The sequence below is a fragment of the Rhizobium sp. NZLR8 genome (assembly GCF_019685025.1).
Taxonomy (GTDB): Bacteria; Pseudomonadota; Alphaproteobacteria; order Rhizobiales; family Rhizobiaceae; genus Rhizobium.
The window spans coordinates 79,544-92,281 of sequence record NZ_JABDVY010000019.1 but is presented as its reverse complement, the minus strand read 5'-3'; the positions used below and the strand labels follow the sequence as shown (position 1 = coordinate 92,281).

Below are 12,738 nucleotides of genomic sequence, written 5' to 3'. Positions count from 1 at the left end.
GCATAGGGAGGAACAATGGTGGCGCTCGATATCAATGAAAACGGGCTTTCGTCCGGCGCCTGGTTGAGCAAGCTCAAGGGAGCCACCGGCCCGCTCGTCGGGCTGCTCGCGCTTTGCGTCTTTCTGAGCGTCAGCACCGACACGTTTCTTTCGGTTCGAAACGGCCTCAACATTCTCGATCAGATCACGGTCCTCGGCATCATGGCCGTCGGAATGACCTTTGTCATTCTGATCGGCGGCATCGACCTCTCCGTCGGCTCGGCCCTCGCTCTTGCGATGATGGTCATGGGCTGGACTGCAAATGTCGCCGGCCTGCCGCTGCCGGTTGCGATCGCTTTTGCTCTGGTCGCATCGGGGGTTTCGGGGCTGATCGTCGGACTTCTCGTGACGCAGTTCAGGGTTCCGGCCTTTATTGCCACTCTTGCGATGATGTCCGCGGCTCGCGGCGTCGCCAATATGATCACGGACGGCCAGCAGATCGTCGGATTCCCCGACTGGTTCATGATGCTGGCAATCGACCGCCATTTCGGCGTGCTGACCGCCACCGTGTTTCTCATGCTTGCGGTGGTTCTTGCGGCGTGGCTTTTCCTGCACTTCCGCTCCGAAGGTCGCATGCTCTACGCGGTAGGAGGAAATCCGGAAGTCGCGCGCCTTGCGGGCATCAACGTCCCGCTCGTCACGATTGGCGTCTACGTCGTAAGTTCAGTCCTTGCGGGCCTCGCAGGCATCGTACTCGCCGCCAGGCTGGATTCAGTCCAGCCGTCCAGTGGTCTGGGCTATGAGTTGGACACCATCGCTGCGGTCGTCATCGGCGGGACTTCGCTCTCCGGCGGCGCGGGCGGTATCGGGGGAACATTGATCGGTGTTCTTATCATCGGCGTCCTTCGCAACGGCCTCAATCTTCTCAACGTCTCGCCGTTCCTGCAGCAGGTGATCATCGGCATCGTCATCGTACTCGCGGTCGGCGCGGAGACTATTCGTCGGCGTCGCGCCTGACGAAACGGGGTCCGCCGCGTCGGCGGGCCGGACATTCCGCGCCAAGGGTTTGGGGCGGATCAATACCCCGAGGGGGAGGACATACCCGAGGGTTCCATCAAACAACGGAGGAAATACAATGAAAATTGCGCGCACCATGCTCGCGTCTGCTGCACTGCTCGGCCTCACGCTCAGCCCCGTACACGCAGCGGAACTGAAGAAGCTCGGCTTGGCCGTTGCCAACCTTCAGGCAAACTTCTTCAACCAGATCAAGCAATCGGTCGAAGCCGAAGCCAAGAAGCGCGGCATCGAAGTCATCACGGTCGACGCAAAGGGCGATGGGCCGACACAGGTCAATCAGATCCAGGACCTCCTGACCCAGAAAATCGACGCGCTGATCTACATTCCGGCAGGTGCGGCCGCTGCGACCGTTCCGGTCAAACTCGCAAAGAGCGCTGGTATTCCGGTCGTGAACGTTGACCGCAACGCCGAGGGAGCACCCGGCGATACCTTCCTTGCAACGGATTCCGTCGCGTCTGCCAAGGCGGTGTGCGACTACATCCTGAAGGAAGCCGGCGGCAAGGGGAAGATGGTCATCATCCACGGCCAGAAGGGCACGACGCCGGAAGTCGATCGTTCGAAGGGCTGCGCTGAATCTCTCAAGTCATATCCGGACGTCAAGGTTGTCGCCGAGCAGTTCTCGAACATCTGGAGCCAGGACGAAGGATTCCAGATCATGCAGAATATGCTGCAGGCAAATCCGGACGTTTCCATCGTGTTCGCCCAAGCCGACGGCCTCGCCCTTGGCGCCGCACAGGCGATCAAGGTCGCCAATCCTTCCCAGAAGATCGTGGTTGGCGGCTTCGATGGTGACACCGCAGCTCTCGAAGCGCTCAGCAAGGGCGTCTTCAACGTAACTGCGACCCAGCAGACGCAGAAGATGGGCCGCGACGCGGTTGAAAACGCCGCCAAGCTTGTTGCTGGAGAGAAGGTGCCGCCGGTCCAACTTTTGGATGCCACCCTGACAACCAAGGAAAACGTCGCAGGCTTCATCGCCAACCATCCGTAATGAAGTCGAGGTCTTGAGGAGGTGTGCCGTGACTGATCCAGTTCTTTCCCTGAGGGGCATATCCAAGTGGTATGGGCCGCTCCAGGTTCTGAAGAATGTCAGCTTGGACGTTTATCCGGGCGAAGTGGTAGCACTTCTCGGTGAAAACGGAGCCGGCAAGTCGACGCTATCCGGCATTATCGCCGGGTCACGCACGCCGTCCGAAGGATCAATGACCTGGCTGGGGCAGTCTTATGCCCCAGCCTCCCCGAGGGAGGCGATCGACAAGGGCCTTGTCCTCATCCATCAGGAGCTGCAGCTGCTGCCGCAGCTATCGATCGCGGAAAACGTCTTCATCGGGCGCTGGCCGATGAAGAACGGCGTCGTCGACCGTGCCCAAATGGTTCGCCGCGCTCAGGAACAGCTCGCTCGCCTGAACCTTCACATACCCGCCACCCGGAAGGTCGCCGGCCTTTCCACCGCAAATCAACAGCTCATCGAGATCGCCAAGGCGTTGGCTCTCAATGCAAAGCTCCTGATCCTGGACGAACCGACCGCGGCCCTTGGCGGCGCGGAGACGGAAGCTCTTTTCGAACAGGTTAGAAAGCTTCGGTCAGAGGGTGTCGGCATCGTCTACATTTCCCACCGCATGGAAGAGATCAAGCGAATAACCGACCGGGTCGTCGTTCTTCGCGATGGCGAGCGCGTGCAGGAATTCTCCGACAGCGCGACACCGGTGCGAACGATCGTCGAGAGCATGGTCGGACGCCCGCTTGACCGCTTGTTCCCAACGCTGCCGGTGCCGACAGACCATCCCGTACTCCAGGTGTCGGGGCTGAGCTCGCCGGACAACTCATTCCGCGACGTTACCTTCGATGTGCGCGCCGGGGAAATTCTCGGAATCGCCGGACTGGTCGGTGCGGGCCGCACGGAACTTGTCCGCGCGATTTCAGGCGCGGACCCGATCAGTGCAGGTTCGATCAAGCTGGAAGGCGAAGAACTCAGGCTGCGCGATCCGGCGGACGCGATCGCCAAGGGCATCGTGATGGTCCCGGAAGACCGCAAGGAGCAAGGCCTGGTTGTCGGGCACCGGATCGGTGAGAACATTATCTACGCCAATCTTGACAAGCTGGGCGGGCGTTGGATTACCCCGCGCGTCAAGCGCTCGTTTGCGGAGAAGGCGGTTGCCAAGTTCGGCGTAAAGGGCCGTGCGGAGCAATATGCCTCGGACCTGTCCGGCGGCAACCAGCAGAAGGTCGTCATCGCGAAATGGCTGATGCGCGATCCTAAGGTCGTCGTACTCGACGAACCGACGAGAGGCATCGACGTCGGGGCCCGAGCGGGCATCTACGACATCATCGTCAATCTTGCCAATCGGGGCGTGGCGGTCATCGTCGTAAGCTCGGACCTCGAGGAAGTTCTCGGAGTTTCCAATCGCATTCTCGTGCTTGCCCAAGGCAAACAGGCAGGCATTCTCAACCGTGACGAGGCGAATGACGTTTCGGTCATGGAGCTAGCCACCATCTGAACAGACAGAGAAAGGAAGAGCGGTGTCCGACATCACTCTGAACGCCCCGAAGCTTTTCGATCTCAGCGGCCAGGTTGCCATCGTTACCGGAGCTGGGAGCGGCATCGGGCAGCGCATTGCCATCGGCCTTGCACAGTGCGGCGCCGACGTGGCGCTGCTCGACCGTCGAACCGACGACGGGTTGGCCAGGACGGCCGAACATATTCACGCCGCCGGCCGCCGTTCGATCCAGATCGCAGCGGATGTCACGAGCAAGTCTTCCCTTGGAGAGGCGATAGCACGTACCGAAACAGATCTCGGCGCATTGACACTTGCAGTCAACGCTGCAGGCATCGCTAACGCCAACGCAGCGGAGGAGATGGAGGAGGACCAATATCAGACGTTGATGGATATCAACCTGAAAGGCGTCTTTCTTTCCTGCCAGGCCGAGGCGCGCGCCATGCTGAAGAATGGACGCGGCTCCATCGTCAACATCGCTTCCATGTCGGGTGTGATCGTAAACCGGGGGCTGAGCCAAGCGCACTATAACGCCTCCAAGGCGGGCGTGATCCATATGTCGAAGTCTATGGCGATGGAATGGGTCGACCGCGGCATTCGCGTCAACACCATCTCCCCCGGATACACGGCAACGCCGATGAACACCCGTCCGGAGATGGTTCATCAGACCAGGCTCTTCGAAGAGCAAACGCCAATGCAGCGAATGGCAGCAGTGGACGAGATGGTCGGCCCGGCGGTGTTCTTGCTGTCGAATGCAGCAAGCTTCGTGACCGGCGTCGATCTTCTCGTCGACGGCGGTTTCTGCTGCTGGTGATACGAAAAGCGCATTGCCAGCAACTGGGAAAACGATCTCGCTTCCTCCCTGGCAGAGATCGAGGCGCTGAAGGGAATAACGGGTAAGGCGGCGTGCGATATCGTCGTCTGCCCGCCCTTCACGCTGATCGAAACGGCCGTGGAACGGACGGAGGGTTCGGGTCTCCACGGGTCGCTGAAGGCTTCGGAATTCGCCGAGATTATCTCGACAGCCACTTGAACTCCAAAAATTGTCGCGGGCTGGGTCGTGCGCCCCAGATCGCTATGTATCCACGGTACCGGGAAGGAAAGAACATGAAACGCTTTGAGCAAAAGACTGTCGTCATTACCGGGGGCAGCCGCGGCATTGGCGCGGCCATCGCCAGGCGCTTTGCCCGCGAAGGCGCCAATCTCGTCGTCTCCGCCAATGAGGAACTGGTCCACGGCGTTGCCGAGCAAATCCGGGCCGAAGGCGGCAAGGCGATCTCCTTCATCGGCGACGTCACAGACAAGGCGAGCGTCATCGCCCTCTACGATGCTGCCGAGAAGGAATTCGGCTCTGTCGACGTTTCGATCCAGAATGCCGGTGTCATCACCATCGCCCGCGTCGAGGACCTCACCGAAAACGAGTGGGACAAGGTCATGGCCGTCAACACCAAGGGCGTTTTTCTCTGCGCCCAGGAGGCGCTTTCCAGAATGCGCAAGCACAAGCGCGGCGGCCGCATCATCAACACCGCCTCCGGCCAGGCCCGCGACGGCTTCATCTACACCCCGCATTATGCCGCCTCGAAAATGGGCGTCGTCGGCATCACCCAGAGCCTCGCCAAGGAAGTCGCCACCGAAAAGATCACCGTCAACGCCTTCTGCCCCGGCATCATCGAGACCGACATGTGGGCCTATAACGACCAGGCCTGGGGCAAACTGCTCGGCAACTACGCCCCCGGCGAGTTAATGAAGGAATGGGTCGAAGGCATCCCGATGAAACGCGCCGGCTCCGGCGAAGACGTCGCCGGCCTGGTCACCTTCCTCGCCAGCGACGACGCCGCTTACATCACCGGCCAGACGATCAATGTCGATGGCGGGTTGATCATGTCGTAGGTGAGATTCTGGCTTTACCTGCCATATGCCTTTCGCTTGCCGCTCAAGCGTTCGTCGCTGACGCTCCTCACCCCCCTCATCTGCCCTGGCGGGCATCTTCTCCCCGCTGGGGAGAAGGGGGAGCAAGCCGCTTCTCCCGTTTCCATAAACGATGCCTTCAGGAAGGGCGGGACGCCCCCACGAGTCCCTTCTCCCCAGCGGGGAGAAGATGCCGGCGGGCAGATGAGGGGGGTGAGCGGCAAAGCCGCGAAGGCGAAGGGCAGCGACTGAGCACCACGATCAGCCCTCATCCTGAGGCGCGTAGGCCCTCGGCCGAAGCCTCGAAGGACGAGGGCGGGTGGCTCGACCTCCGACATACACCGTACGCCCCTCACCTCACTTACGTCCGACTAATCGAAACCCCACCATCGGCCAGCATCGCCGTCCCCGTCACGAAGCTCGACATATCAGAAGCCAGGAACAGCGCCGCATTGGCGATCTCTTCCGGTTGCGCCATGCGTTTCAGCGCGTGCAGTCCCTCCACGAAGGCGAGCAGGTCGGGAGTGGCATCCGGCGCGTTGGTGATGCTGGCAGGCGTGTCGGTGCCGCCTGGAAGCAGGGCGTTGACGCGGATCTTTTGTCGCCCGAGTTCGGCGGCAAGCACCTGCACGAAGCCGATCAGCCCCGCTTTGCTCGCCGCATAGGCGGCCATCCCAGGCATGCCGACGGTATGGCCGACGAAAGTCGAAGTGAAGATCAGCGATCCACCACGCTCACCCATCGCCGCGGACTGGTATTTGGCGCCGAGGAAGGCGGCGGTGAGATTGGTCTCGATCGTCTCGCGCCAGCCCTCCGACGACAGCCCGGCGACCGGTCCCATCTCGCCGAGAATACCGGCATTGTTGAAGCCGATGTCGAGCCCGCCGAAGCGTGAGATTGCCGTCTCGACGAGCCTTTCCTGCAACGCCTCGTCCTTGACATCACCCGATATGGCGACAGCATGCCCGCCCTCCGCCTCGATCTCGGCGACCACGGCGCCGAGTGCGTCCTGTCGCCGTCCGGTGACCACGAGCTTGGCACCCTCCCGCGCAAAAAGTTTCGCCGCCGCGCGGCCGATGCCGGAACTGGCGCCGGTGATGATCGCGACCTTGTCGTTCAAAAGTGTCATGTCCGTTTCTCCTCAGTTGTCGAGACACCTGAGATCTCAAAGATCAGCCGATGCAGCCACCCGTTTCCCGCGCGGGAAAAGAAAACGGCTTGAGGCCGATGATTTCAGTCGGAGCGACGGCCCCTTTGGAGCATGTTTGAAGCGCTGATCGCCGCGCCGGAAGGATTGATTTTCCTCGATGAAACAGGATCTGCCACGTATCCCGCTCACACCCCGGCCTTGACGTCTACGCCATTGTGCACCGCATCATCGATTTATCCCGGGTGTGACATTCATCCGATTCCCATCATCTATCTTCCCGACTAAGAAGGGGCGCACAGGTAACGGGAATCTCTTCATGCCGCGGTCACGCAATACTGAGGGCGCCATCTATATGAGCATGGCGATGGCCGGCTTTTCCGCAAGCGACGCTCTCTCCAAATCGGTGATCGCCTATATGAACGCCGGTGAGATCATGTTCCTGCGCGGCCTTTTCACCAGCCTGCTGGTCTATCTGATCGCCTGGAAAATGGGCGCTCTGCGCTCCTGGCGCACCGTGCTTAAGCCGATCATCATCCTCAGGATCATCTGCGAGATGATCGCCGCCGTCACCTATATTACCGCGCTCGGCATGATGCCGATCGCCAATGCCTCGGCGATCCTGCAGTCACTGCCGCTGGTTGTCACCTTCGGCGCTGCGCTCTTCTTTGGCGAGCCTGTCGGCTGGCGGCGCTGGTCGGCAATCCTCGTCGGTCTTGTCGGCGTGATGATCATTATCCGCCCCGGCCCCGAAGGCTTCACCGCCGCCGCCCTCCTCTGCGTCGGCTCGGTGCTGTCGACGGCCAGCCGTGATCTCGCGACACGGTCGATCGACCCGGAGATTCCCTCGCTGATGATCACCGTCATCACCGCCATCTCTGTTTCCTTCTTCGGCGCACTGCTCATTCCCGTGCTCGGCGGCTGGCAGCCGGTCAGCGCCACCTCGCTCGGGCACCTCCTGCTCGCCTCGGTGCTGGTGCTCGTCGGCTACCAGTCGGTCATCCTCGCGATGCGCACCGGCGAAATTTCCTTCGTCGCGCCGTTCCGCTATACAAGCCTGATCTTCTCATCGCTGCTCGGCTTCTTCTTCTTCGCCGAAGTGCCAGACAGCTGGATGCTGGTGGGGGCTGCGATCGTCATCGCCTCCGGCCTCTATACGTTCTATCGTGAGGCCAAGCGCCGCGTATCGCCGATCGCGCAGGAATCTGCGCCGCGCGCATCGGTGTGACGAAGGTTCTGGGGCAGGATGATGGCTGAATTCTCGCTGGAAAAGTCCGATATAGCAGGCGTCGTGCTGGCCGGCGGCCGCTCGCAGCGCATGGGCCGTGACAAGGCGGGCGTGATGCTCGGGGACGAGAGCATGCTGCGCCATGTGCTGACCCGCCTCTCGCAGCAGGTCTCCCCGGTTGCCGTCAATGCCGATGCCGCCGCCGAGGACGTAATCGTCGTCCCTGACCGTTTTCCCGGCAAGGCCGGGCCGATGGCCGGCATCCATGCAGCGATGGTCTATGCCGCCGGCCTGCCCTCGATCAGCCATGTCGTCACCGTCTCGGTCGATTGCCCGTTCTTCCCAGCCGATCTCGTCGCCCGGCTGGCGGCAGCGGTCGAACGCCCGTCGCAGATTGCCATCGCCGCCTCCGAGGGCCGCAGCCATCCTGTCTTCGGGCTCTGGCCGGTGACGTTGGCCGCCGATCTCGAAGCCTGGATCGCCACCGACGACAAGCGCCGCGTGCGCGACTTCCTGTTGCGGCATGACGTTACGGAAGTGACGTTTCCGCTGCATCCGACCCGCGCCAGCCTGCTCGATCCCTTCTTCAACATCAACACGCCGGATGATCTCGTCGAGGCGGAACGCTGGCTGGAGGCCCTGCGCGCATGACCGCACCGAAGATCTTCGGCATTGCTGGCTGGAAGAATTCCGGCAAGACCGGGCTCGCCGTCCGGCTGGTCACCGAATTCACCCGCCGCGGCTATAGGATCTCGACGATCAAGCACGCTCATCATGATTTCGATATCGACAAGGTCGGGGCTGACAGCTACCGCCACCGCCAGGCCGGCGCCCATGAGGTCACCATCGTCTCCGGCACCCGCTACGCCATCATGCACGAGCTGCGCGGAGCACCCGAACCTGAGTTCGAGGAGATCCTCGCCCGGCTCGCCCCCTGCGATCTCGTTCTGATCGAAGGCTATAAGCGCGAACCGATCCCGAAGATCGAGGCCCGCCGCCTGGAGGCAGCCAATCGCCAACCGCTGGCACCGAGCGATGCCCATATCTGTGCCATCGCCGCCGATCATGCCGTCACGGATTCGGCGCTGCCGGTTTTCGATCTAGACGACACAGGCGCCATCGCCGATTTCATCGCAGCAATCGTCGGCCTTGAACAGCGCCCCTGAACCACGCGCGCTGATGGAGCCGATAACCGGAGCCGTCTCGCGGGCCAGCGCCTTGGCGATTTCCTTGGCAAGCTGGGCTTGATTATAGGGTTTACCCAATCTCGGAATATCGATGTCGGTGCCGGCGGGAAGATCGGCATACCCTGTCGCCAGCACGATCGGCAGCGTCGGGTGAATATCCCGCACAGCCTGGGTGAGCTGTGCGCCGGTCATACCCGGCATCGAATAGTCGGTGATCATCAGATCGAAATGCTGACCGCTCCTGATCAGCTCCAGCGCATCCGCGCCGGAATTTGTCTCGACGACCTCATGGCCGAGATCTTCGAGCATGTCGACCGAACTCATGGCGATCAAGGCATCGTCATCGACCAGAAGGATCTTCAGTCCGGAGGCAGATTGCGGGATGGGCAGCTCCATCTCGGCCGGCCGCTCCGGCCGCCGTTCGGTCGCCGGTAGCCACAACTCCGCAGTCGTTCCGACCCCAGGCTCGCTTGTCAGAAACAGTGCGCCATTGAGCTGAACGGCAAGCCCGTGGATCATCGACAAGCCGAGACCCGTGCCTTTCCCGAGTTCCTTGGTGGAGAAAAACGGATCGACGGCCTTCTTCAGCGTCTCCGCGTCCATGCCGGTGCCGCTGTCAGCCACCGCCAACACAAGATAGGCTCCGTCGCCCAGATCGCCGCCAGCGCCGACAACCTGTTCTTCGCGCAGCGATATGGACAGCGTCCCCCCATCCGGCATCGCATCGCGGGCATTGACCGCAAGGTTGAGCAGCGCCAATTCGAGCTGGTTCGCATCGATCAGCGCCGGCGGCAGTCTCGCCGGGAGATTGGTCTCGATGCTGATCGAGGATCCGACCGAGCGCCGCAGCAAGTCGTTCATGCCGGAGACAAGATCGGCCAGATCGACGGGCTTGACCTGCAGATCCTGCTGTCTGGCAAAAGCCAGCAAACGCTGGGTCAGCGCCGCTCCGCGTCGCGCGCCCTGAAGCGCCCCGTCGACCAGACGCGTTGCCTTGGCATCTCCGGCCACGTGTTTGCCGAGCAGTTCCAGATTTCCGAGAACGACCATCAGCAGATTGTTGAAGTCATGGGCAACACCGCCAGTGAGTTGGCCGATCGCTTCCATTTTCTGGGATTGGCGAAGCTGCTCCTCGGCTCTCTCACGCTGGGCGACCTCTTCGAGCAGTGTCTGGTGAGCGGCATTGACCTCCCGGGTCCGTTCCCGGACACGCACTTCGAGGGTTTCATTGAGCCGCCTCAGATTCTCCTCGATGGTCTTGCGGATGGTGGTATCGGAGCAGACCCCGACAAGCTTCCTGGCTGATCCATATCTGTCTGCATAAAGCTGGGCATGGACCTCGGTCCAATGCAGTGATCCATCCGGCCAGATCGTCCTGTGCTCGATCGAATAGTCGCGTCCGGTATCGACCGTCTCGCGCAGGCGTGCCAGCACAAGGTCGCGATCATCGGGGTGGATGCTGGCGATCAGATCATCGCGCGTCACCTCATCATCCGGCCCTCGACCGAAAACCGCTTTGCAGGTCGCCGAGGCCGACAAAGCCATTGTGGACAGTTCCAGCTCCCACGCGCCAAGGCGGCCGGCGGCGAGCGCCGTCTGCAACCGCCGCTCTCCCTCGCCCAGAGCCTCGAGCCGAGCGCGCGCTTCATACTGGCGCAGCCGTCCTTTCAGTGCGGTCCGCGCAACGCTGATGAAGGACGTGGCATGAAACGGCCTCTCCAGAAAAGTCACATTGCCGAGAACCTCGGAAAGCCTGGCGGCGGCGGGATTTCGTTCAGGCCCCCCGCCGCGTTGGGTCAGGACGATGAACGGCAGATCAGACCAGCTCGGCTGGGCGGCGACCCAGGCAGCAATTGGTTTCAGGTCACTTCCGCGGACGGCCTCTTCCGTCAGAACACCGACCGCTATTTCGTCATCGAGTGACGACGCGAAAAGATTGAGATCGGCAACCGTTATCGAGGATAATCCAGTCTCGGCGGTCAACGATGCTGCGACCTCGGCGTCGCGTCCGGCCGGTGCATAAATCAGGGCCTTCGGGTTGTGGAAATTAGGAATTGCCGCAGCCCTCGCTGTCGGTTGGCAAAAGCGGAGCGGACGTCGAGACGAATTCCGGAACGCCGCGAAGCACTCCCTGGAAACCGACGATGGGCTCTCCGAATGTCAGGCCGCCAGCATCGATCTGATACTCCCGGATGGTGTCCTCGTGGTGGCCGGTCCTCTTCTTGATGACGGAGACCGCCCGCCGCACACGTCCCACCGCCTCGAAGTAGCGCAGCAGGATGACGGTGTCGGCGAGATAGGTCACGTCGACGGGTGCCTTCATGTCGCCGAGCAGTCCGTGCTGGGCGACGGTGAGGAAGGTGTTTGCGCCTTGCCTGTTCAGATATTGCAGCAATTCGTGCATATGCAATATCAGCGAATTCTCATCCGGCATCGAGGCCTGATAGCCGTTGATGCTGTCGATGACCACGGTTTTCGCTCCCGATCTGTCAACGGAAGCACATACGCGGTGAGCGAATTCACCGGGCGACAACTCCGCGGCATCGAGCTGCTCGATATGCAGCAGACCCTCATCCCTCAGGGCCTCGAGATCCATGCCGAGCTGTTTCAGGCGCGCGAACAGCAAGCCCAACTCCTCGTCAAAAATGAAAACAGCCACCTTTTCGCGGCGTGCTATGGCCGCCATCACAAATTGAAAAGAGAAAGTGCTCTTGCCGGTGCCGGCAGGACCGAGAATCAGCGTGCTCGATCCTCGTTCGAGCCCACCGCCCAGAAGCAGGTCCAGCCCGGCAATACCGCTGGAAAGCTGATCGCGAACATAACTCGTCCTGTGTTCGGCGGCGACCAGGCGCGGAAACACGACGACACCGCCGGTCTGGATGGTGAAATCGTGATAGCCACCGCGGAAAGCCTGTCCGCGGTATTTCGTCACCCTTAAGCGTCGCCGTTCAGCGCCGTAATTCGGCGCCAGCTCATCGAGATGGATGACCCCGTGCACAACGCTATGCACCGTCTTGTCGAGCGTGTCGGAGGTCATGTCGTCAAGGAGAAGGACGGTCGCCCCCTGTCGGGCGAAATAATGTTTGAGCGCAAGGATCTGCCGGCGGTAGCGCAGCGAGCTTTGCGCAAGCAGCCTTATTTCGGACAGGCTGTCGAGAACCACCCGGCTCGGTCTGACCCGCTCGAAAGCTGCGAAGATTTCTCGTGTCGACTCGCCGAGTTCAAGATCGGATGAATAAAGCAGGCTTTGCTGCTGGTCGGCATCGAGCAGGCTTTCCGGAGGCACGAGCTCGACGACCTCGATTTTGCCGTCGATCACCATGCCGTGCGACGCAGCACCGGCCCGCAGTTCGCTGTCGGTTTCCGAAAGGGTGATGTAGAGCCCCTGCTCGCCGAGCCGAGCCCCTTCGATCAGAAACTGCAGCGCAATAGTCGTCTTGCCCGCTCCCGGATTTCCCTCAAGGAGAAACACGTGGCCGATGGAAAGACCGCCTGCCAGAATTGCGTCCAAACCGGACACACCGGTCCGGGCTTTCGTGGCAAGTGCCGCAGTATTCATTCATTGTTTCCTTCAGTTTCAAATGTGAATTAGTGGCGAGTGAAGGAATGTCAAATTGCCGGCGCAGCATGCTTTCGCTCCCGGCAGAGAGCTTGTCGCGCGTTGCAAGAGGGGCTGGCACGGATAGCTGCTCGCTGTCAGCGACCTGAAAATATCGGTCT

11 protein-coding genes are annotated in these 12,738 nt (G+C 61.4%); 8 read left to right on the top strand and 3 right to left on the bottom strand.

Annotated features, from left to right (window positions below):
• The first annotated feature begins 15 nt into the window (after positions 1 to 15).
• The 5 genes from HJB89_RS29480 (at position 16) to HJB89_RS29460 (ending at position 5,438) form a co-directional block, all read left to right on the top strand.
• Positions 16 to 996 (top strand): ABC transporter permease, encoded by a 981-nt coding sequence (locus tag HJB89_RS29480; protein ID WP_207580719.1) that lies wholly within the window; start codon positions 16 to 18, stop codon positions 994 to 996.
• A gap of 118 nt (positions 997 to 1,114) precedes the next feature.
• On the top strand, positions 1,115 to 2,044 hold the full coding sequence (locus tag HJB89_RS29475) for a sugar ABC transporter substrate-binding protein (protein ID WP_207580720.1): 930 nt from the start codon (positions 1,115 to 1,117) through the stop codon (positions 2,042 to 2,044).
• A gap of 28 nt (positions 2,045 to 2,072) precedes the next feature.
• Complete coding sequence (locus HJB89_RS29470) at positions 2,073 to 3,551, top strand: sugar ABC transporter ATP-binding protein (RefSeq protein WP_207580721.1); 1,479 nt, start codon at positions 2,073 to 2,075, stop codon at positions 3,549 to 3,551.
• 22 nt (positions 3,552 to 3,573) lie between these two features.
• On the top strand, positions 3,574 to 4,362 hold the full coding sequence (locus HJB89_RS29465) for an SDR family oxidoreductase (protein WP_207580722.1): 789 nt from the start codon (positions 3,574 to 3,576) through the stop codon (positions 4,360 to 4,362).
• A 293-nt stretch (positions 4,363 to 4,655) separates the two neighbouring features.
• Positions 4,656 to 5,438, top strand: coding sequence for a glucose 1-dehydrogenase (locus HJB89_RS29460; protein WP_207580723.1), 783 nt, complete (start codon positions 4,656 to 4,658; stop codon positions 5,436 to 5,438).
• 379 nt (positions 5,439 to 5,817) lie between these two features.
• Here HJB89_RS29460 and HJB89_RS29455 read toward each other — a convergent pair whose 3' ends face one another.
• Positions 5,818 to 6,585, bottom strand: a complete 768-nt coding sequence (locus HJB89_RS29455; RefSeq protein WP_207580724.1) for an SDR family oxidoreductase — start codon at positions 6,583 to 6,585, stop codon at positions 5,818 to 5,820.
• Positions 6,586 to 6,922: 337 nt separating this feature from the next.
• On the opposite strand from HJB89_RS29455, the gene HJB89_RS29450 reads away from it, so the two are divergent.
• The 3 genes from HJB89_RS29450 to mobB are packed head-to-tail and all read left to right on the top strand — an operon-like array spanning position 6,923 to position 8,997.
• Positions 6,923 to 7,831, top strand: a complete 909-nt coding sequence (locus tag HJB89_RS29450; protein WP_221150878.1) for a DMT family transporter — start codon at positions 6,923 to 6,925, stop codon at positions 7,829 to 7,831.
• Between the two features lie 21 nt (positions 7,832 to 7,852).
• The gene (gene mobA / locus HJB89_RS29445; protein ID WP_221117145.1) at positions 7,853 to 8,482 is read left to right on the top strand and encodes a molybdenum cofactor guanylyltransferase MobA; all 630 of its coding nucleotides are present in this window, start codon (positions 7,853 to 7,855) and stop codon (positions 8,480 to 8,482) included.
• The gene (gene mobB, locus HJB89_RS29440) at positions 8,479 to 8,997 is read left to right on the top strand and encodes a molybdopterin-guanine dinucleotide biosynthesis protein B (protein WP_207580727.1); all 519 of its coding nucleotides are present in this window, start codon (positions 8,479 to 8,481) and stop codon (positions 8,995 to 8,997) included. The genes mobA and mobB overlap by 4 nt, the downstream gene beginning before the upstream one ends.
• Here mobB and HJB89_RS29435 read toward each other — a convergent pair.
• Both HJB89_RS29435 and HJB89_RS29430 read right to left on the bottom strand, forming a co-directional pair.
• The gene (locus HJB89_RS29435; RefSeq protein WP_281438264.1) at positions 8,932 to 11,073 is read right to left on the bottom strand and encodes an ATP-binding protein; all 2,142 of its coding nucleotides are present in this window, start codon (positions 11,071 to 11,073) and stop codon (positions 8,932 to 8,934) included. The two genes, mobB and HJB89_RS29435, sit on opposite strands and share 66 nt — an antisense overlap.
• Positions 11,066 to 12,577, bottom strand: a complete 1,512-nt coding sequence (locus HJB89_RS29430; protein ID WP_221150877.1) for an ATPase domain-containing protein — start codon at positions 12,575 to 12,577, stop codon at positions 11,066 to 11,068. The genes HJB89_RS29435 and HJB89_RS29430 overlap by 8 nt, the downstream gene beginning before the upstream one ends.
• Positions 12,578 to 12,738: the final 161 nt, after the last annotated feature.

Bases quoted from the DNA above. Each gene is read 5' to 3' on its own strand.
- HJB89_RS29430 (WP_221150877.1), bottom strand. From the start codon at position 12,577: ATGAATACTGCGGCACTTGCCACGAAAGCCCGGACCGGTGTGTCCGGT.
- mobB (WP_207580727.1), top strand. From the start codon at position 8,479: ATGACCGCACCGAAGATCTTCGGCATTGCTGGCTGGAAGAATTCCGGC.
- HJB89_RS29480 (WP_207580719.1), top strand. From the start codon at position 16: ATGGTGGCGCTCGATATCAATGAAAACGGGCTTTCGTCCGGCGCCTGG.
- HJB89_RS29450 (WP_221150878.1), top strand. From the start codon at position 6,923: ATGCCGCGGTCACGCAATACTGAGGGCGCCATCTATATGAGCATGGCG.
- HJB89_RS29455 (WP_207580724.1), bottom strand. From the start codon at position 6,585: ATGACACTTTTGAACGACAAGGTCGCGATCATCACCGGCGCCAGTTCC.
- mobA (WP_221117145.1), top strand. From the start codon at position 7,853: ATGGCTGAATTCTCGCTGGAAAAGTCCGATATAGCAGGCGTCGTGCTG.
- HJB89_RS29460 (WP_207580723.1), top strand. From the start codon at position 4,656: ATGAAACGCTTTGAGCAAAAGACTGTCGTCATTACCGGGGGCAGCCGC.
- HJB89_RS29475 (WP_207580720.1), top strand. From the start codon at position 1,115: ATGAAAATTGCGCGCACCATGCTCGCGTCTGCTGCACTGCTCGGCCTC.